This is a genomic window from Glaciecola sp. HTCC2999, from assembly GCF_000155775.1.
Classification (GTDB): Bacteria; Pseudomonadota; Gammaproteobacteria; order Enterobacterales; family Alteromonadaceae; genus Opacimonas.
On the sequence record NZ_DS989811.1, the window covers coordinates 8,928 to 29,992 of the forward strand.

Below are 21,065 nucleotides of genomic sequence, written 5' to 3' on the forward strand. Positions count from 1 at the left end.
GAGCTTATACCCTTTATTTATATATGGTGGTACGGGGTTAGGGAAAACTCACTTATTGCATGCAGTAGGTAATGGCATTGTTGCTTCTAAACCGGGATGCAAAAATAGTTTACATGCACTCTGAACGTTTTGTTCAAGACATGGTAAAAGCATTACAAAATAATGCGATTGATGATTTTAAGCGTTATTACCGTTCCGTTGACGCACTTCTAATTGATGATATTCAATTTTTTGCTGGTAAAGATCGTTCTCAAGAAGAATTCTTTCATACGTTTAATGCTCTGTTAGAAGGTAATCAGCAAATTATATTAACCTCGGATAAATATCCAAAAGAGATTCAAGGTGTTGAAGACCGATTAAAATCGCGCTTTGGTTGGGGATTGACGATTGCAATTGAACCGCCAGAATTAGAGACCCGAGTAGCGATACTCATGCGTAAGGCCGAAGAAAACAAAATAAAGTTACCGAATGAAGTGGCTTTCTTTATTGCTAAACGTTTGCGTACAAATGTACGAGAACTAGAAGGAGCTTTAAATAGGGTCATTGCGAATGCTAATTTTACGGGGCGCGAAATTAGTATCGATTTTGTACGCGAAGCACTTCGAGATTTATTAGCTTTACAAGATAAATTAGTTACAGTGGATAATATACAAAAAACGGTTGCTGATTATTATAAAATTAAAGTTGCTGATATTTTGTCCAAAAGAAGAAGTAGGAGTGTTGCTCGTCCTCGTCAGATGGCGATGGCTCTTGCTAAAGAGCTCACTAATCACAGTTTACCTGAGATTGGCAATGGGTTTGGGGGCAGGGATCACACCACTGTTTTGCATGCATGCCGTAAAATAGAACAATTAAAGGAAGAAAGTCATGATATTCAAGAAGACTATAAGAATTTAATTAGAACTTTATCATCATAAGCATTAGAATAACTAACAAGAGATTAACGCGTTAAGCTAACGAGATCCTGACAATGAAATTTACTATCAGCCGTGAACAATTTTTGCAGCCTTTACAATTAGTTTCTGGTGCAATCGAACGTCGTCATACCCTACCTATATTATCTAATATTTTATTAGTGGTAAAAGAAGGAGTCTTGACTTTAACTGGCACAGATTTAGAAGTAGAACTTATTTCTCACCTTTCTCTTGCAGCAGATAGTTATGAGGATGGCGAAATTACAGTTCCTGCTAAAAAGCTTGTTGATATTTGTCGTGGTCTTTCTGATGGCAACGATATTACCTTCCAAGTAGATGGTACTAAAGCTACAATTCGTTCAGGGCGTGGTCGATACACCTTATCTACACTGAGTGCTTCAGATTACCCTAATCTGGAAGACTGGCAAGCTGATGTAGAGTTTGTCATTTCTCAAAATGATTTGAAGCATCTTATTGATAGTACTAGTTTTGCAATGGCACAGCAGGATGTTCGTTACTACTTAAATGGTATGTCATTAGAAACTGAAGATAATAATATTCGTACAGTAGCAACAGATGGTCACCGTTTAGCATTATGCAATTTAGCTTACACGACAGAGACATTACCTGTTCGACAGGTGATTATTCCACGCAAAGGCGTGCTAGAAATAAATCGCTTAATTGAAGCAAACGATAATTCGGTTAAGGTTAAAATCGGTTCTAATCATATCAGCGTTAAATCTTCAGGTTTTGTTTTTACATCGAAACTAGTCGATGGACGTTTTCCCGATCATCGTCGTGTTTTACCTAAGGAAACGACAAAAGCGGTTACGGCAAATAAAGATGTGATGAAGAAAGCATTCAGTCGCGCATCCATTCTTTCGAATGAGAAGTTCCGTGGTGTTCGTTTAAACTTATCTAATGGCGAGTTAAAAATCACAGCGAATAACCCTGAACAGGAAGAAGCGGAAGAGATAGTTGACGTCAATTATCAAGGTGAAGAATTAGAAATCGGTTTCAATGTTGCTTACCTAATTGATGTTATGAATGCACTTAAAACTGATGAGGTGAAATTCAATTTATCAGATTCAAGTGCTAGTGCTTTAATCGAAGACGCGACAAATAGCACTGCGCTATATGTCATTATGCCAATGCGTCTTTAATTATTAGTCTTATTTTATGAAGCTGGACAAAGTCCAGATATCACAGTTTCGTAACATCGAATCTGCCACTATCTATCCATCAGCACATCTTAATGTGGTGATAGGTCAAAATGGTAGTGGCAAATCTTCCTTTTTAGAATCCCTTCATTATCTTGGCTTTGGCCGTTCATTTCGCACAAATAAACACCGTCATGTTATTCAATCAGGTCTTTCACAATTTAGTGTATTTGCTGAATGTTCCGATATCAATAATGACAACCATAAAATTGGGTTAATGCGAAATAATAAAGATGAGTTTTTATGTAGTATTAACGGTAAGCGTTCACAACGAATAGCAGATTTAGTATCACAAATCCCAGTTCAAATTTTCACACCACAATCAACTGAGCTTTTATTAGGCTCTCCTTCGAATAGACGTAAATTTTTAGATTGGGGGTTGTTCCACGTGGAACAATCATTTTTTAATTTGTCTTTAAACTATTCAAAAATACTTAAACAAAGAAATGCATTATTAAAATATAAGCAAACGGGTAAGCCTGTCTCCAACGACGAAATGGATTACTGGAGTCATCAGTTAGCTATTTATGGGGAAAATATTGATACGTATAGGCAAAAGTATATTTCTGAGCTTAAAATGATATTTAAACGCATTTCTAAGCAATTTTTACCTGAGTTTTCCTTAGAAATTTCGTATAATAAAGGTTGGGATTCTTCTGTTAATTTTGTCTCAGCACTTAGAGAAAAATTGCTTTATGATACCCGAATGGGATATACCAGTATTGGTATACATAAAGCAGATATAAAAATTAAAGCAGATAATATAGTTGCCACAGAAAGATTATCTAGAGGGCAGCTAAGAATGTTAGTTGCTGCGTTACAGTTATCGCAGACACTACATTTATTTGAATCTACTAATAAGTCAGGAGTTTTTTTACTAGACGATATTGGTGCAGAGTTAGACGAAGATAAGCGATACCATTTTATCGACGCACTCTTAGCGACAAATACACAGTTGTTTGTTACAGCAATCGAAAAATCACATCTTTCGTTTGTTGAAAAATATAATGATAAGAAAATGTTTCACGTGGAACATGGCCACGTAAACGAGGAGCAATGAAGATGTCTGAAGAAAATAATTATGACTCGTCCAGTATTAAAGTCTTAAAAGGACTTGATGCGGTGCGTAAACGTCCAGGTATGTATATAGGTGACACCGACGATGGAACTGGTTTGCACCATATGGTATTTGAAGTGGTCGATAACTCCATTGATGAGGCGTTGGCAGGACATTGTTCCGATATAAAAATTAAAATTCATACTGATGGCTCTGTAGCGGTGTCAGATGATGGTCGTGGTATACCAACAGAGATACATGCAGAAGAAGGTGTTTCTGCTGCAGAAGTTATTATGACAGTTCTGCATGCTGGTGGTAAATTTGATGATAACTCGTATAAAGTATCAGGCGGGCTTCATGGCGTTGGTGTTTCGGTAGTGAACGCGTTGTCTCATAAATTACGTCTTCGTATTAAGCGATTAGGTAAAGTACATGAGCAAGAATATATTCATGGTGTCCCGAGTGCACCGTTAGCGGTGGTGGGTGATACTAGTTCAACCGGCACGGAAATACGTTTCTGGCCAAGTGAAGATACATTTACAAATATTGAATTCCATTATGATGTTTTGGCTAAACGTTTACGTGAATTGTCATTTTTAAACTCTGGCGTTTCGATCATTTTAGAAGATGAACGTGATGGCAAACGAGATCATTTTAAATATGAAGGCGGCATCCAAGCGTTTGTTGAATACTTAAATCAAAATAAAACACCAGTACATCAAAAGCCATTTCAATTTAATGTAGAAAGAGAGGATGGAATTTCAGTAGAAGTATCCATGCAATGGAATGATTCCTTCCAAGAAAATATATTCTGCTTTACAAATAATATTCCACAGCGAGACGGCGGAACGCACTTAGCAGGTTTTCGCTCAGCGTTAACACGTACATTAAATACCTTCATGGAAAAAGAAGGGTTTAATAAGAAAAATAAAAATGCGACCAACGCAAGTGGTGATGATGCAAGAGAGGGTCTAACTGCAGTTATTTCTGTTAAAGTACCAGATCCTAAATTCTCATCTCAAACAAAAGACAAACTCGTTTCTTCTGAAGTGAAATCAGCAGTTGAATCTGCGATGGGTGAATCATTAACAGAGTTCTTATTAGAGAACCCTGCAGATGCAAAAGTTATTGTCGGTAAAATTATTGATGCGGCCCGCGCCCGGGAAGCTGCGCGTAAGGCGCGCGAAATGACACGTCGAAAAGGTGCATTAGATTTAGCAGGCCTTCCAGGTAAACTTGCTGATTGCCAAGAAAAAGATCCTGCATTCTCAGAATTGTATATTGTGGAAGGGGACTCTGCTGGCGGTTCAGCTAAGCAGGGGCGTAATCGTAAGAACCAAGCCATTCTTCCATTAAAGGGTAAGATACTTAACGTGGAAAAAGCGCGTTTTGATAAAATGTTATCTTCACAAGAAGTGGCGACACTGATCACCGCCTTAGGTTGTGGTATTGGTCGCGATGAATATAACCCAGAAAAGCTACGTTATCATAGTATCATCATAATGACGGATGCTGACGTGGATGGCTCTCATATCCGAACATTATTATTGACCTTCTTTTACCGTCAAATGCCGGAAATTATTGAGCGTGGATATGTGTATATTGCACAGCCACCACTATACAAAATCAAGAAAGGTAAACAAGAACAGTATTTAAAAGATGATGATGCCTTAAACGCATATTTAACTTCAATTGCTGTTGATAACTCGTCTCTTTATACTGAAGAAGGCGCTCCTGGTATCACTGGCGTTGCACTTGAGAACTTAGTCCTACAATATCAAGCCGCCGATAAAATGATAGCGCGTTTGCACCGTATCATGCCAATTGATATTTTAAATCAGTTAGTTTACTCGGATACATTAGCTGTAGAAGACTTTACTGATGAAGCAAAACTTACTCAATTTACTGATAAGTTCGTAGCACAAATGACGTCTGATGAATCAGATGGCGCTACCTATCTTGGAAACGTCATCAAAGATGAAGAGATCAATAGATACTACATTAATATTACTATGCGTATGCACGGTATTGATTATGATTATCACATTGATAGTGATTTTGTTGCTTCAACTGAATATCAAAAAATCGCTGCACTAAATCATGCTATTAATAATATGATGGGAGAGGGTGCGTACATTCAACGTGGTGAGCGTAGACAAACGGTTGAGTCATTTAAAGAAGCTCTTGAGTGGTTGATGCATGAAGCTAAACGCGGTCAATACATTCAGCGTTATAAAGGCTTAGGCGAGATGAACCCTGATCAGTTATGGGAAACCACCATGGATCCTAACAGTCGTCGTATGCTACAAGTGAAGATTGAAGATGCAATTGGCGCTGACCAGCTATTTACCACATTAATGGGTGACCAAGTTGAACCTCGTCGTAACTTCATTGAAGCGAATGCCTTAAACGTAGAGAACCTTGACGTTTAATTGATGAGCTAATGTGATAGGGCATTTACTAACTAAGTAGGTGCCCAATAAAAAACGCCTGATGCTGTAACTAGCAAAGGCGTTTTTTGTATTAGCTTATTAGTTATGAATGTACTAAGTAATCTATTTGGTAATGTTTCTATAACTTTTTAATGATGAGATCCGGCGCAATACCAGGCTGGATTAAAAATCGGTAAGTCCCTGTTTCTGAAGGCATAAATTTAAGATTACCAGAGCTAGCGTCACAATGTAGTGCTACACTTTGACCTACAGTCACAGATTTACCTGTAACCGCAGCTGCGCCGCAATTGTCCTCACTTGTATAAACATCATCAGCAAAACGAAAATCATAAGGTTGCCCATCTGCAATCAATTTAACATCAACAAAATAGGCTCCGTTATCATCGGCAATCAATTGGTAATCAGGCTCTGCCTCCCACCAATTAAATACGCCACGTAAATAAATTTCGGAATACTCCCGGTTATCTTGTGGTAATGGAAGGTATTCACGAATATTCACCGTTGAAGTACAGCCACTGAAAAACACAGCAGTGGATAAAAACATAATCTTCAATTTTGACGTCAGCATAATACGATTGTATTCCTACATTAGTTAGTTAATACAGATATATCTGCTGTTGTTAAAAATAACTGACGTAATTGTAATAACAAAGCTAAACGGTTTTGACGTAATGCTGAGTCATCACTCATGACCATGATGTTATCAAAGAACGCATCAACTACAGGTTGTAACGTTGCTAAAGAAGATAATACCGTGGTGTAATCGTTCGTATTTAATGCATGATTAACAGTCGCTTGTTGTTGTGTAATTTGTTCAAATAAATCACGTTCTTGGGTTTCATTTAGTAATGATTCATTCACATCGACTGCGTCTGCTACATTATTCTTAGCTAATATATTAGCTACACGTTTATTCGCAGCTGCAAGCGCTAAGGCTTGAGGTAATGCTTTAAAGGCGGCAACAGCATGGACACGTGCAGCAAAATCGGTAGGCTTTGATACATTGCGTGCATTGACTGCTTGAATGACATCGGTGTCGATGCCTTGATCTTGATACATGGCGCGGAAACGGGCTAAGACAAAATCTGTCGCGTTATCTAAAGTATCAGCATTACTCAGTTTATCGCCATAGGCTTCCACTGCAACGCTTAATAATTCCCGTACATCCAAGTCATAGCTGCGCTCAGAAATGATGCGTAACACGCCGATAGAAGCTCTTCGTAAAGCAAATGGGTCCTTATCGCCTTTAGGTAACATCCCTATACCAAAGATACCGGCAAGCGTATCTAATTTATCGGCTAATGCTACTGCTGCACTCACGTCACTTGACGGTAGGTTATCACCTGATTGTCGCGGCATATACTGCTCAGCGATGGCTTGAGCGACACTTTCGTGCTCTCCATCATGTAAGGCGTAGTATTTACCCATCACACCCTGTACATCAGGAAATTCCATTACCATTTCGGTCATCAAATCAGTTTTAGCTAATAAGCCAGCTCGTGCGGCATGTTCAGCGTTAGCATTAATAGCCACAGCAATGTGCGCTGCGACGTGTTCTATCCGACGTGCCTTTTCAGCTAATGTACCTAGCTGTTTTTGGAACAATATACTTTGTAAAGATTCAAGGCGTGACGCCAAAGAGTGCTTTTTATCGGTGTTAAAGAAAAACTCAGCATCTGCCAAACGAGGACGAATGACTTTTTCATTACCTTCTATGACATGTTGTGGTGCTGATGATTGAATATTACTGACAAACAAAAATGTAGAGCTTAATTGCCCTTGACCATCTAAAAGAGGCACATATTTTTGATCATCTTTCATCGTGTAGATAAGTGCTTCTTTTGGTACGGCTAAAAAGCGCTCTTCAAAACTTGCTTGTAACACAACTGGAAATTCAACAAGTGATGCAATTTCTTCAAGTAAGGCTTGATTATAGTCGGCTTCAAGACCTAACGTGTCTGCTTGCTTATTCAGGCCAGCGGCAATTTGAGCTTCACGCTCAGCATAATCAACAACAACAAAATGTTTGCGGCACATTTCAACGTATTGATCGGCATGTTCTAGAGTAAATGTTGCAGGACCATGGAAACGGTGGCCTTGGATAACATTATTGGATGGCATATCCAGAATAGTAGCAGGTAAAATTTTATCGCCATACATGGCAGTAAAAGTATGTACTGGACGAATAAACTGGGTATCACTACTGCCCCAACGCATCATTTTTGGGATGGGGAGCTTAGTCACACTGCGAGAGACTATACCTTCGATTAACCCATCAAGCGCTTGTCCTGTGACCTGTGCTTTATATAATAACCATTCACCTTTATCGGTTACTAAGCGTTCTGCATCGGCGACATCGATACCATTACCGCGAGCCCAACCCATAGAGGCTTTAGTTGGATTACCTTCAGCATCGAAGGCTGCAGATACTGCCGGACCGCGTTTTTCTACGACAGAATCAGCTTGTTGATAAGCTAGACCTGATACTAATACAGCTAAGCGACGTGGACTTGCCAACCATTTAACTTCGCTGTAAGCCAATTGGGAATCGTCTAATTCTTTTTGAATATTAGTCCCAAATGCAGTACCAAGTGTTTTTAACGATTTTGGTGGTAACTCTTCAGTACCTAATTCAATTAATAAGGTATTAGTGACCATTATTTTGCCTCCTTAGCACACATTGGAAATCCGAGTGCTTCACGAGCAGCAAAGTAACTTTCAGCTACTGCTTTTGCTAATGTCCTAACACGTAAGATATAACGTTGACGTTCAGTTACACTGATAGCGTGACGTGCATCTAATAAATTGAAAGAATGTGATGCCTTCATTACCTGCTCATACGCAGGTAAAGGTAAATTCTGTTCAATAAGATGTAATGCGTCTTTTTCTGACTGATCAAATGCAGCAAATAGGGCATCGACGTCAGCATGTTCAAAGTTATATGCACTTTGTTCAACTTCATTTTGATGGAATACATCACCATAGGTGACCGGACCATTTGGACCGTGCGTCCATACTAAGTCATAAATACTGTCGACACCTTGTACGTACATTGCAAGACGTTCTAGGCCATAGGTGATCTCACCAGTGACTGGTTTACACTCTAGACCACCTACTTGTTGGAAGTAGGTGAACTGGGTCACTTCCATACCATTTAACCAGACTTCCCAACCGAGGCCCCAAGCGCCAAGGGTAGGTGATTCCCAGTTATCTTCAACAAAGCGTATATCATGAACGAGCGGATCAAACCCTAGTTCTTTCAACGAGCCAAGATACAATTCTTGGATGTTTTTAGGTGAGGGCTTTAACATGACTTGGAATTGGTAGTAATGCTGTAAACGGTTTGGATTATCCCCGTAACGACCGTCAGTTGGACGACGGCAAGGTTGAACGTAAGCACTAGATATAGGCTCTGGACCTAAAGAGCGCAAAAATGTCATTGGGTGAAAGGTGCCTGCGCCAACTTCCATATCGAGTGGTTGAATGATGACACACCCTTGTTTGGCCCAGTAATCCTGGAGCGATTGGATCAATCCTTGAAACGTTTTTACATCGTAATTTGACATATTCTTATACTTTGTTGAACTTGGGGAAATAATTAGCTTGCTAGTATAACGTGACTTGAACAACGAATGTAGTGTAAATATGTAAGAAGATTAGGAAAAAGGGCTAAATAGTTGGCTGATAGGCACGTAAAGCGGCCACTTCATTAATAATCGCACTTTCATATGTTGCTTCTATCGCTTCACGTTCGTTGTCCTGAGCACGACGTTCTTTTTTAGTTAATTCACTGCGAGCTTCATGAGTAGCAAATGCGCTGATTTTACTATGTAATTCATAGATACTGGGGTAAATTTCCGCAAAGTCAGGCGCCGGTGTAAGCGGTAATGCATCGAGTAAGTTTGTTAGGCGAATGACGCCTTCAGACAGATCACATTGTTGTTGTTCAACAGCCAACGCAATGGTGTGAACAGAGGTCATTATGTTCTTAACTCGTTCAGCTCTTACTTTATCTTGTTGGGCTTTTAAAGAAGCGACTTTCGCTTTTTGAGCATTCAGCTGAGACAGAAGTTTTCCGGCATAAAATGCTAAACCAGCAATTAATATAATTCCCAATGCTACTAATAATGCTGCAGTCATCTTGTTGTCCCTATTGCTACTTACTTAAAATCGTTAATATTAATAGATTCAAATGTCTTTAGAGGATCATCTTCGCTCGGTAAGTCAGGCGTATTTTTAGCATCATTATCGTCTTCATCTGTGATCCCAAGCAAATCACATAGGATTTTATGGCGAGCCATCTTCGACTCTAGATACTGCACATCATCTTTTGACAAAGCCTCATCATTATCGTATTTGTCTAATAACATCGCTAACCGTTCATCTGCCTCTAATGCAGCCAATTCTTTGGCAGGTGTTGCATAGCGTTTCACTTTAGGTTGAATAACCTTTGGTTTATTTGGAGATAGCTCTATTTTCTTGGTGCTACCAACGCGCGGATCTTTCTTTTGTTCTGATACGATTGCTTTGTCTGACGTTGCGATCGAGTGGCGAGAACCAGCAGGCTTACCTTTCGTTTTTTTTACTTTAGTAGGTTGTGTAATAGTGCTCTTTTTACGATATCCATCTGAGCTATTATTACTTTTTGGAATGCCAATCATTCCAATCTTTCTCGATTTTTTTACGCGTGGCATAAGGATTCTGTGCTTAACAAATAATTAAAGTGGAATTATACAACAGTTTCTCGGGCTTGAGAAAAAATCATTACATTATAGAGTTATGGTATTTCAGATGACTGATTGAAGTAAATGTGAATAATGATGATTTTATATATAACTGAGCAATGGGAAACACTAAAGAAAGTTTTAAAGTCCCTAAAAAAGAAAAAGGTGATAATCGAAATTATCACCTTAATGTTGCTGTATTACACTTCTCCCAAATTACTTTTCCGTCTTACGCGGCTTAAGCAGGATGCAATTCAGCGGCTCTCTTTTATTATTGTTATTATTAAATGAGATATTTTATTGTTTTGGTACTTGCTGACAATATATGTCTAACTAATCGAGAGCAAGAATACACGAAATAATTTTATTTACAACTCATTTACATAAAAAACAACAAATTTTAGTACTTTATATTTATATTAGTGAAGGCCAGATAAATAATTGGCTAAAATTGTGATATCGTCGTCAGTCAATTTTGCTGCGATATCTCGCATCATGCCATTCATATCATTATGACGATCACCTGAGCGAAACATTTTCAGTTGATTAATTGTATAATCAATATGTTGACCAGAAATGTCAGGGAAACCGGCTTGACCCATGCCATTACCTCGTGGACCATGACAAGCAATACAAGCAGTAATTTTACGACTGGCGTCACCACCACGATATAGTGCTTCGCCTGGTGCAATAAACTCTTCAGCTGTTTCGCCTTCTTTGGCAACTTGGCTCGCAAAGTAAGCTGCTAAATCTTGCATATCTTGGTCAGAAAGACCTACTGCCATACCATTCATTACTGCATTGTTACGACCATCTTTGCCACCACTTAACGCTGCAGTTTTAAAGTCTGCAAGTTGTTTTGCTAAGTACTTGGCATGCTGTCCTGCTAAATTAGGATTCATTGGGATCATGCTATTGCCATCACCGCCGTGACATGCTGCACAGGTCATTGATTTAGCCTTACCTGCTTCAGGGTCGCCTTGAGCCATGGCTAGGCCGCTAAATGACAATGCTAAACAGAACAACACACTTAGATTTTTCATACTGGTACTCTTAAAAACGTTAATAATCTTTATGCACAAATGTGCTATGATGCGTATATTACACATTTACAGTCAGATTAAAAACCGTTCGCTGCAAATGAATAAAAAAATTTTCGTAAAATATACAGTTCTTTATCGAAACATACCCTTGAATACTAAATAAGAAATACACTTCAATGACCTATTATACTAAAGCAAAATTCCTAACGAGTGCACCTGATATTCAGCATTTAGACCAAAGTAGTGGCGTCGAAGTGGCGTTTGCTGGTCGATCTAATGCTGGCAAGTCGAGTGCGTTAAACACATTAACACGTCAAAAAAACTTAGCGAGAACCAGTAAAACTCCAGGCCGAACGCAACTTATTAATGTCTTTGAGTTAGATGATGATAGGCGTCTAGTCGACTTGCCTGGGTATGGATTTGCCAAAGTCCCATTAGCGATGAAATTAAAATGGCAAAAAGCCTTAGGTGAATATTTACAAAAACGTGAATGTATTGCCGGTTTGGTTGTCCTTATGGATATTCGACATCCGTTTAAAGATTTAGATCAGGATCTTATTCAATGGGCGGTCAATGCTGATATTCCTGTGTTAGCTCTTTTAACTAAAGCCGATAAATTAAAATCAGGTAAAAGGAAAGCGCAAGTACTAATGGCACGAGAAGCTGCGTTAGCGTTTTGTGGTGATGTAACCGTGCATGCCTTTTCATCATTAAAGCGTATTGGAGTGAATGAGTTAGAACGGAAACTGGATCAATGGTTGCAGTTAGTCGCCACACCTGTCATTGATGATGAGGCTGTCAGTGCCGATTTATCCACTCCTAAGTAATCAGTCACAAAGTGCTATCTAAAAAAAAGCCCCAGACTAGCTGGGGCAAAGTTTTATTTAGGGAAACACACACATATAACACTTATTCAGAGTGGGCAATATAAGATAAGTTCAAACTATTTTCGAAAGCCTATAAAAAAAGCTCCAATACAAGAGGTATTGGAGCCTAAACAAAGGTTTGTATATAAACCTCTGTACCCTACAAATATTATTGTAAGGGTTTTATTAATTAACGCAACAAAACTGTAATTTTATTACATAAAAAATAATGGTTCTGCACTCAAATAGTGTCTATTATTTTTTACAAGCTTAATGCTGTAAGCGCTCTATTAATGAGCTTGCTCCCAGTTTTCGCCCACATCAAATTCGACTGTTAATGGTACAGCTAGTGACACTGCATTTTCCATGAGTTCAATAATTTTGGTCGAATAAGCATCGACTTTTTGTTCTTTTATTTCAAAAATGAGTTCATCATGTACTTGCATTATCATGCAAATATCGCTTTGATCTTGAGTTTGAATCCAATTATCTACGGCGAGCATCGATAATTTAATAATATCTGCTGCAGTGCCTTGCATAGGAGCATTAATCGCGGCACGTTCAGCTCCCGCTCGTCGCGCGCCGTTACTTGATGTGATTTCAGGTAAATATAAACGGCGACCAAAGACTGTTTTTACGTAGCCTTGTGCTTTTGCTTCTTCACGTGTGTCTTGCATGTATTGGAGGACGCCAGGATAGCGTTCAAAATAAGTATCCATGTAGTGCTGGGCATCACCTCTAGGAATATTTAATTGTTTGGCTAAGCCAAACGCAGACATACCATAAATTAAACCAAAGTTAATCGCTTTAGATGAGCGACGTTGCTCGCTAGTAACATGCTCAAGTGCGACTCCAAAGACTTCTGAGGCGGTGGCTTTATGTACATCCAAACCGTTAGCAAAAGCATGTAATAAACCTGAGTCGCTAGATAAATGGGCCATTATACGCAATTCAATTTGTGAATAATCAGCGGCAACAATTTTATAACCAGGGCGAGCAATAAAAGCTTCTCGTACTTTGCGACCTTCTTCGGTACGAATGGGAATATTTTGTAGGTTTGGATCGGTCGAAGATAAGCGTCCTGTCGCAGTAATTGCTTGTTGGTAGGAGGTATGCACTCGACCAGTTCGATGGTCGATCAACTTAGGCAGTTTATCGGTGTAAGTATTTTTTAGTTTTGTTAAACCGCGATACTCCATAATAGCTTTAGGTAATGGATAATTTAAAGCCAGTTCTTGTAATACTTCCTCACCGGTTGAAGGTGCACCTTTGGGTGTTTTTTTGATGACTGGTAGGTTCATCTTTTCAAATAAAATATGTTGAAGTTGCTTCGTTGAACCTAGATTAAACGCTTCACCTGCCATCTCATGAACGGTCTCTTCCAAATGTAATATGCGCTCAGCTAACGATTGCGATTGTTGTGCTAACTTTTGAGAATCAATTAAAACGCCAGTTTGCTCCATGCGAGAGAGCACTTGACTCAGTGGCACTTCTAATTCGCTTACGACATTGGCGAGTTCTGGAGCGTTGACTAGTTGTGGCCAAAGTAATTGATGTAAACGCAAGATGATATCGGCATTTTCGGCAGCAAACGGAGCCGCTTCGGCTAAGCCGATCTGATTAAAGGTCAGTTGTTTTGCCCCTTTACCTGCAATACTTTCCAGTGTAATTGGACTATGACCTAAATAATGAAGTGATAACGCTTCGATATGATGCTTCGTCACCACGCTGTTTAAAACATAGGATTCGAGCATTGTGTCATAGGCAACTCCGTTTAATGTGATGCCATGATTGGCTAGCACATTTTTATCAAATTTAAGGTTATGTCCAACCTTTTGATTCTTTGAATTTTTGAGTAGGGGCGTTAGTTGTTCAAGCGCCCATTGACTATTTAGCTGCTCCGGTGCATCAGGATAGTCATGAAGTAATGGGATATAACACGCATCCCCAGCAGCCACACATAAAGAGATACCCACTATCTGAGCTTCCATATAATGTGCACTTGAGGTAAATGTTTGTAGACCAAATAAAGGGGCTGAAGAGCACTTCTCAATCCACTGGGCTAATGCCGCTTCTGTCAGCACAACATCGTACTTGGTGTGATCAATCTTAGGCGTATTTGACGTGACGGCGTTAGCAGGTGTGCTTTCACTGACGGGAGAGTCATTGTTATTATTTTTGTTATGAGGTGCTTTGGCAAAAGTATCTCCAGTGACCTCAGTAAACCAACGTTTAAACTCATAGGTTTGAAATAATTCAGCTAATGCATTGTTATCGGCATCTTTAATGCTGAGTTGGTCAGGCGAATAATCTAGTGGTAAGTCGATGGCGATGGTTGCAAGTTCATATGACAAGCGAGCACTTTGTTCATGCTCTTGCATCTTTTTGGCCATCGTTTTGGCCCCTCGAAAGTCTAATGTAGCGATCTTATCAAGGTTGTTATAGATATCATTGATCCCCCCAATCCCTTGCAATAGACCAAGTGCAGATTTATCTCCAACACCAGGTACTCCTGGGATATTATCGACCTTATCACCTTTGAGCGCTAAGAAGTCAATAATCAGTTCTGGCCCAATACCAAATTTTTCTACTACACCAGGGACATCCATGAGTGTGTTGTTCATGGTATTAATTAATGTGACATGGTCATCAACTAACTGCGCCATATCTTTATCGCCGGTACTGACTAAGGACTTCATACCTAAAGCTGTTGCGCGTTTTGTCAGTGTGCCGATGACATCATCTGCTTCGACATTTGGCTCGACAATCAATGGTAAGCCCATTGCTTTTATAATGGCATGTAAAGGTGCTATTTGTGAGCGCAGCTCATCCGGCATCGGAGGACGATTTGCTTTATATTCCGGATAAATGTCATCTCTAAAGGTTTTGCCTTTGGCATCAAAGACCACAGCAATGTGAGTAGGCTCATACGTCTTGAGTAAACTTTTTAGCATATTGATCACACCGTAAATTGCGTGAGTAGCTTGTCCTTGAGAATTCGACATTGGCGGCATCCCGTGAAATGCGCGAAATAAGTATGAGGAACCATCAACTAATACAAACGGAGCTTCAGAGTTTTGAGACATGTGGATTTCTTTTTTTAATTAATACAGGATAAGGATGCCATAGCTTATAAACATTGGCTATAGAGAGATAAAAATAATCATTCTGCCTGTGGATAACTTTGTGATTAAGTCTGAATAACAGGCACCAAAAAGAGACTAAGCTAGCCTGAAATTTGAAAAGAGTGAGAAAATCAGTCCGTTGAAAAATAATTAGTAGGTAGGAAATATTATATTCTTCAATATAAGTCAATCTTGACTTTAATAAACTACATGCGATGTCCTATCGCTTATTTACAATTAATTTACCATAGTGAAATAAAAAAGAAAGGCCTTACATGGCTTTTTTATCGTAATCCACAGGATGTGCTTATTTTTATTAAAAAAATTTATTTTTCACTTTAGATTTTGAATGAACAAGCACATAATGAAAAAAAAACTATCATCATCAAATTATGCAGTATCAAGCCATCATTCGTATACTTGGATTACTCGTTGCACTTTTTAGTGTGACGATGATTATGCCTGCACTTGTTTCCATTATCTATCAAGATGGTAGCGGCCTACCTTTTCTTCTTGCATTTTTGACTTGTGTTATCACTGGGTTAGCGTTTTGGTACCCTAATCGCAATTACAAACGAGATTTACGTGCCAAAGAAGGTTTTTTAATTGTGGCATTGTTTTGGTTAGTACTTGCCAGCTTTGGTGCTATTCCATTTATATTTCTAGAACAACCGCAGATGTCTGTAACGGACGCATTTTTTGAATCTTTCTCAGGTCTCACGACTACCGGGGCAACTGTTATCGAAGGAATTGAGTTTTTACCACAATCTATGCAGTTTTACCGACAACAGCTGCAATGGCTTGGGGGGATGGGGATAATAGTACTTGCTGTCGCTATATTACCTTTATTAGGTGTGGGGGGAATGCAGTTGTATCGAGCAGAGACTCCAGGTCCTGTAAAAGACTCTAAGATGACCCCGCGAATTGCAGAAACAGCTAAACAGTTATGGTTTATATATTTAGGGTTAACGATTGCTTGTGCTACAGCATATTGGGCTGGTGGAATGAGTCTCTTTGATGCTATTTGTCATTCCTTTTCTACCATTGCAATTGGAGGGTTCTCGACACATGATGCCAGTCTAGGTTATTTTGATTCGCCCTTGATTAATTTTATTTGTGTTGCGTTTTTGTGGATTGCAGCGCTTAATTTTGCATTACATTTTGCTGCAGCTTCAGGTCGAAATCTAAAAGGATACTGGCGCGACCCTGAATTTAAAGCATTCTTCTTTATTCAATTCGTACTTATAGTGGTGTGCTTTTTAGTATTAGTTAATTTTGAATATTATGATAACGCTGAAATCGCTTTTGATCAGGCGATGTTCCAAGCAGTCTCAATCAGTACCACGGCTGGCTTTGCAACGACCGACTTTGCCGCTTGGCCGGTGTTTTTACCAATATTACTCATATTTGCGAGTTTTATAGGAGGGTGTGCTGGCTCGACGGGGGGTGGCTTAAAAGTGATTCGTATATTTTTATTATTTTTACAAGGCAAGCGTGAGATTAATCGTCTGATCCACCCTAAGGCGGTTTACTCGGTAAAATTAGGTGAAAGAGCGATGCCTGATCGTGTTGTAGAAGCTGTTTGGGGTTTTTTTGCAGCATATGCAATTGTCTTTGTGATTATCATGCTGGCGTTACTCGGAACTGGGATGGACGATATCACAGCATTTACAGCAACTGCGGCAACCTTAAATAATTTAGGCCCTGGTTTGGGCGAAGTATCAGGTACATATGCGTCAGTTTCTGATGGTGGAAAGTGGATATTAGTGCTTGCGATGCTCTTTGGTCGCTTAGAAGTTTTTTCTCTATTAGTGTTGTTTTCGCCAACGTTCTGGCGCAGTTAAATATCAGTCATTGGGTTTTGCTGGTAACCAAAGGCTTAACTTTTTCGCGTTAATAGTTCATCTAGTTTTTATATTTTTAATCAACCAAAGAAAAATGCGCTAGGTTGGAATAATTTTTCCACCTCTGATATGTACTTTTTATCCACCAAAAATAAGATGACATGATCATCAGCTTCAATCATGGTATCGGAGTGGGCAATGATAACTTGCTCTTGACGCACGACTGCGCCAATGGTTGTACCTGGAGGTAGTTTAATATCTTTGATCATTCTCCCGACCACTTTTGAGGTGTTTTTATCGCCATGAGCTATTGCCTCGATAGCTTCAGCCGCCCCACGTCTTAATGAATATACATTGACGATATCACCACGGCGCACATGAGTTAAGAGCGCTGAGATAGTGGCTTGCTGAGGGGAAAATGCAATATCAATTTCACCTCCTTGAACTAAATCTACATAAGCAGAACGCTGGATCAGCACCATGGCTTTTTGCGCGCCTAAACGCTTAGCTAGCATCGCTGACATGATATTCGCTTCATCGTCATTGGTGACAGCAATAAAAGCATCTACTTGTTCTACATTTTCTTCGGTCAGCAGGTCAGAATCAGAAGCATCTCCTTGAAAGACGATGGTATTATCTAATCTTGCTGATAAGTATTTGGCTCGCTCAGCATCAAATTCAATTAACTTCACATTATGTTTATGCTCTAGGCGTTTGGCAAGCCCGGCTCCGATGAGTCCACCACCGGCAATCATAATACGTTTATAGCTTGATTCGAGTTTTTGTAACTCACTCATTACTGCGCGAATGTGTTTGGTTGCGGCGATAAAGAACACCTCGTCATCGGCTTCAATGACGGTAGTACCCAGTGGTCGAATAGGGCGGCCACGTCGGTAAATCGCTGCAACACGTGTTTCAACGTTTGGCATGTGTTGTTTCAGAGCAGATAATGCATGACCGACTAATAAGCCGCCATAATAAGCTTTCACGGCAACTAATGACGCTTTACCATCGGCAAATTCCACTACTTGCAAAGCGCCAGGATAATCAATTAAGCGTTTGATTGAATTGGTGACGAGTTGTTCTGGAGCAATTAGATGATCAACCGGAATATCTTGATGGTCATATAATTTGTCTTGATAGAGAATGTATTGTTCTGAGCGGATCCGTGCGATTTTAGTTGGTGTTTTATATAAAGTGTAAGCGACTTGGCAGGCCATCATATTTGATTCATCAGAGTTGGTCACTGCGATAAGCATATCGGCGTCTTCTGCACCTGCTTTTTGCAACACTTCTGGATGTGAGCCTATACCTTGGACAACTTGAATATCGAGGCGATCTTGAAGATTACGTAACGTATCACCATCAGCGTCAATAACCGTGATGTCATTGCGTTCGCCAACGAGGTTCTCGGCTAATGTGCCGCCTACTTGGCCCGCTCCTAAGATGATAATTTTCATGTCACGCGTCTCTTATAGTGATTCAGGTTTTTGTAAAAGGGTATAGTAAAACCCATCCATATCAGCATCACCAGGTAATACTTGTAAACCAAATTCGTCATTAACCGTTGTTAATTCACTCAAGCTAGTTGGTATTGGTAATACAACCGCTTCTGGGTGTTGAGCAATAAATGTTTGTATTTGCTGTGAATTTTCCTCAGGCAATATTGAACATGTCGCATAAAGTAACTTACCACCTGGTTGCAAGATTTGCCACATTTGCATCAGTAATTCTGCTTGGATAGCGACTAATGGGGCAATATCAGATGCTTGACGTAACCAACGAATATCTGGATGACGTCTGATAACGCCGGTAGCAGAACAAGGTGCGTCGAGTAAGATGCGGTCAAACGGTTCACCGCCATACCAACCCTCAACATCTTCAGCTGCTGCACAAATTAATGTCGCTTCATGACCTAAGCGTGCTAAGTTTTCTTCTACACGCACGAGACGAGAGGGATCATTATCAATGGCAACACACTCTTCTAGCTCAGGTTGAGATGCCAAAATATGCGCTGTTTTGCCACCAGGAGCGGCACAGCAATCAAGAACGCGATGGCCAGGTTGCACATCTAGAAGCTGTGCGGCTAATTGTGCTGCACCATCTTGGACAGCAAACCATCCTTTATCATAACCCGGAAATTGGGTGACATCGCCACTTTTCAAACATTGCACTGCATCAGGGTGGGTATTTTTTAGCTCAGTGTCTATGCCCATTGCTTGAAGCTGAGTTTGCATGCCTTCAGGACTGATATGGGCTGGGTTTACACGTAACCACAAAGGGGCTTTTTGATTTGATTCATCGATTACGAGTTGTGCGTGCTCAGCATAGTGATTATTGATAGCTTTGAAGATCCAATTTGGCATACCGGCTTGGGCTGCAAGACTCTCTGGGGCTGTGTTAGCAACGTCTTCACGGATAAAGGTACGCAAAATAGCATTAATTAACGCTTTTAATGTTGTCCCTTTGAGTAAATCCGCTGCGCCAACTGTTTCACTTACCGCAGCATGTTCTGATACGCGAGAATAAGCGATTTGATATAGACCAATTAAGATAAGATGTTCGAGGATTTTTTTACGGCCTTTTAATGGCTTATCTAATAACCCTCTAAGCCAAAATTGCAACGTTGGTAGGGTGCGTAAACAGCCAAAGACCATCTCTTGCAACCAGGCACGGTCACGACCTTGATAGTGTTCAAGGCGTTGCGCAAGCGCTTGTTTTGATGACACCCCTTTTTCTAAAATTTGAAATAAAACCCACGCGGCATCAGCGCGAAGTTGTTGTCCTAAAGGGGAGCTCATGAGATGACCTTGTGTGTTGAATTATAACGAAACATCAGCGATAGCATTTGATGATGTTAATACAGTATTAGCGGTAAACCAGCTTGCCCTAGCGTTAAGAATGTCGCTAATAGGAAGCGCTTTTTTACCTGGAATTTGGCATTGGGTGATGACTAAGGCACCTTGCGAAGTCGCAATATATAAACCTGTTTTATCAGCTTTGATAATGGTGCCAGGCGAATGTGCGCTAGATAATGTGGTATCTACATGCGCTGTCCAGACTTTGACATTCTGTTGTTTACCTTGTTCATCTTCAACAGTAAAAAATGCCATGGGCCACGGATTAAACGCACGAACATTGCGTTCTAGCTGTTCGGCTGGAACGTACCAATTAATGTGAGCTTCGTCTTTCGACAGTTTTTTTGCATAGTTCGCAGCGTCGTCGTTTTGCGCTTCTGGCGTAAACGCGCTGAAGTCACTTAACACATGTACCAAAGCTTCTGGGCCTTGCTTAGCCAGCTTTTGATAAAGGCTGGCACTCGTATCGCTAGCCAAAATAGGCAGATTTGTTTTATATAACATTGCGCCTGTGTCTAACCCAATATCCATTTGCATAATAGTCACACCTGTAACGCTATCACCAGCCCAAAGAGCACGTTGAATCGGCGCTGCACCGCGCCAACGAGGTAATAACGAACCGTGCACATTAATACAACCTAATCGCGGAGTGTCCAACACAATTTGTGGTAGTAATAACCCATAGGCGACGACTACCATCAGGTCGGCGTTAAGTGCAGCCAATTCTGACTGAGTGCTTTCATCACGAAATGACGCTGGTTGAAACACGGGTAAATTATGTTCTATGGCTAAACATTTTACCGCGCTGGGCGTGAGTTTTTTACCGCGACCTGCGGGTCTATCTGGTTGGGTGTATACACCGACAATGTTATGGTCGGTATTGAGTAAAGCAGCCAAGTGGTCGGCGGCAAATTCTGGTGTGCCTGCAAAAACAATATTTAACGATGTGCTCAACTTTGTA

15 protein-coding genes and 1 pseudogene are annotated in these 21,065 nt (G+C 40.1%); 6 read left to right on the forward strand and 10 right to left on the reverse strand.

Features of this window, described 5'->3' with window-relative positions; translation table 11 throughout:
• The 4 genes and pseudogenes from dnaA to gyrB form a co-directional block, all read left to right on the forward strand.
• A pseudogene (gene dnaA, locus G2999_RS11800) lies at nucleotides 1–917 on the forward strand (chromosomal replication initiator protein DnaA); the annotation flags it as partial.
• Nucleotides 918–970: 53 nt separating this feature from the next.
• Nucleotides 971–2,077 carry a DNA polymerase III subunit beta gene (gene dnaN, locus G2999_RS04105; protein ID WP_010179042.1) on the forward strand — a complete coding sequence of 369 codons (1,107 nt, stop codon included), beginning with the start codon at nucleotides 971–973 and terminating at the stop codon, nucleotides 2,075–2,077.
• 16 nt (nucleotides 2,078–2,093) lie between these two features.
• A complete protein-coding gene (gene recF / locus G2999_RS04110) occupies nucleotides 2,094–3,194 on the forward strand; it encodes a DNA replication/repair protein RecF (RefSeq protein ID WP_010179044.1) in 1,101 nt (366 codons plus the stop codon).
• Between the two features lie 2 nt (nucleotides 3,195–3,196).
• Nucleotides 3,197–5,623: a DNA topoisomerase (ATP-hydrolyzing) subunit B gene (gene gyrB, locus G2999_RS04115; RefSeq protein WP_010179046.1), complete on the forward strand. Its 2,427-nt coding sequence runs from the start codon at nucleotides 3,197–3,199 to the stop codon at nucleotides 5,621–5,623.
• A 139-nt stretch (nucleotides 5,624–5,762) separates the two neighbouring features.
• Here the strand turns inward: gyrB and G2999_RS04120 are convergent, their stop codons facing one another.
• The 6 genes from G2999_RS04120 to G2999_RS04150 form a co-directional block, all read right to left on the reverse strand.
• Entirely contained in the window at nucleotides 5,763–6,212 is a 450-nt protein-coding gene (locus tag G2999_RS04120; protein ID WP_010179047.1) for a hypothetical protein, read from the reverse strand.
• Between the two features lie 20 nt (nucleotides 6,213–6,232).
• Nucleotides 6,233–8,302 (reverse strand): glycine--tRNA ligase subunit beta, encoded by a 2,070-nt coding sequence (glyS, locus tag G2999_RS04125; RefSeq protein ID WP_010179049.1) that lies wholly within the window; start codon nucleotides 8,300–8,302, stop codon nucleotides 6,233–6,235.
• Nucleotides 8,302–9,210, reverse strand: a complete 909-nt coding sequence (gene glyQ, locus G2999_RS04130; protein ID WP_010179050.1) for a glycine--tRNA ligase subunit alpha — start codon at nucleotides 9,208–9,210, stop codon at nucleotides 8,302–8,304. Before glyQ ends, glyS begins: the two co-directional genes overlap by 1 nt.
• Nucleotides 9,211–9,313: 103 nt before the next feature.
• The gene (locus G2999_RS04135) at nucleotides 9,314–9,784 is read right to left on the reverse strand and encodes a DUF2489 domain-containing protein (protein WP_010179052.1); all 471 of its coding nucleotides are present in this window, start codon (nucleotides 9,782–9,784) and stop codon (nucleotides 9,314–9,316) included.
• A 20-nt stretch (nucleotides 9,785–9,804) separates the two neighbouring features.
• Nucleotides 9,805–10,338 carry a Der GTPase-activating protein YihI gene (gene yihI / locus G2999_RS04140; RefSeq protein WP_029257376.1) on the reverse strand — a complete coding sequence of 178 codons (534 nt, stop codon included), beginning with the start codon at nucleotides 10,336–10,338 and terminating at the stop codon, nucleotides 9,805–9,807.
• Between the two features lie 449 nt (nucleotides 10,339–10,787).
• Nucleotides 10,788–11,411: a cytochrome c gene (locus G2999_RS04150; RefSeq protein ID WP_010179059.1), complete on the reverse strand. Its 624-nt coding sequence runs from the start codon at nucleotides 11,409–11,411 to the stop codon at nucleotides 10,788–10,790.
• 176 nt (nucleotides 11,412–11,587) lie between these two features.
• Here G2999_RS04150 and yihA point away from each other — a divergent pair, with 176 nt between their 5' ends.
• The gene (yihA, locus tag G2999_RS04155) at nucleotides 11,588–12,238 is read left to right on the forward strand and encodes a ribosome biogenesis GTP-binding protein YihA/YsxC (RefSeq protein WP_010179060.1); all 651 of its coding nucleotides are present in this window, start codon (nucleotides 11,588–11,590) and stop codon (nucleotides 12,236–12,238) included.
• A gap of 329 nt (nucleotides 12,239–12,567) precedes the next feature.
• On the opposite strand, the gene polA is transcribed toward yihA, so the two are convergent.
• Nucleotides 12,568–15,363 carry a DNA polymerase I gene (polA, locus tag G2999_RS04160; protein ID WP_010179061.1) on the reverse strand — a complete coding sequence of 932 codons (2,796 nt, stop codon included), beginning with the start codon at nucleotides 15,361–15,363 and terminating at the stop codon, nucleotides 12,568–12,570.
• Nucleotides 15,364–15,794: 431 nt separating this feature from the next.
• Between polA and G2999_RS04165 the strand changes: the two genes are divergently transcribed.
• Nucleotides 15,795–17,246, forward strand: coding sequence for a TrkH family potassium uptake protein (locus G2999_RS04165; RefSeq protein WP_010179062.1), 1,452 nt, complete (start codon nucleotides 15,795–15,797; stop codon nucleotides 17,244–17,246).
• Between the two features lie 80 nt (nucleotides 17,247–17,326).
• Here the strand turns inward: G2999_RS04165 and trkA are convergent, their stop codons facing one another.
• From trkA to fmt, 3 genes are read right to left on the reverse strand one after another with little or no spacing between them, the layout of a single operon-like run.
• Nucleotides 17,327–18,706 carry a Trk system potassium transporter TrkA gene (trkA, locus tag G2999_RS04170; protein WP_010179063.1) on the reverse strand — a complete coding sequence of 460 codons (1,380 nt, stop codon included), beginning with the start codon at nucleotides 18,704–18,706 and terminating at the stop codon, nucleotides 17,327–17,329.
• Between the two features lie 12 nt (nucleotides 18,707–18,718).
• Entirely contained in the window at nucleotides 18,719–20,047 is a 1,329-nt protein-coding gene (gene rsmB, locus G2999_RS04175) for a 16S rRNA (cytosine(967)-C(5))-methyltransferase RsmB (RefSeq protein ID WP_010179064.1), read from the reverse strand.
• Nucleotides 20,048–20,068: 21 nt separating this feature from the next.
• Complete coding sequence (fmt, locus tag G2999_RS04180) at nucleotides 20,069–21,058, reverse strand: methionyl-tRNA formyltransferase (protein WP_010179065.1); 990 nt, start codon at nucleotides 21,056–21,058, stop codon at nucleotides 20,069–20,071.
• Nucleotides 21,059–21,065 lie beyond the last annotated feature (7 nt).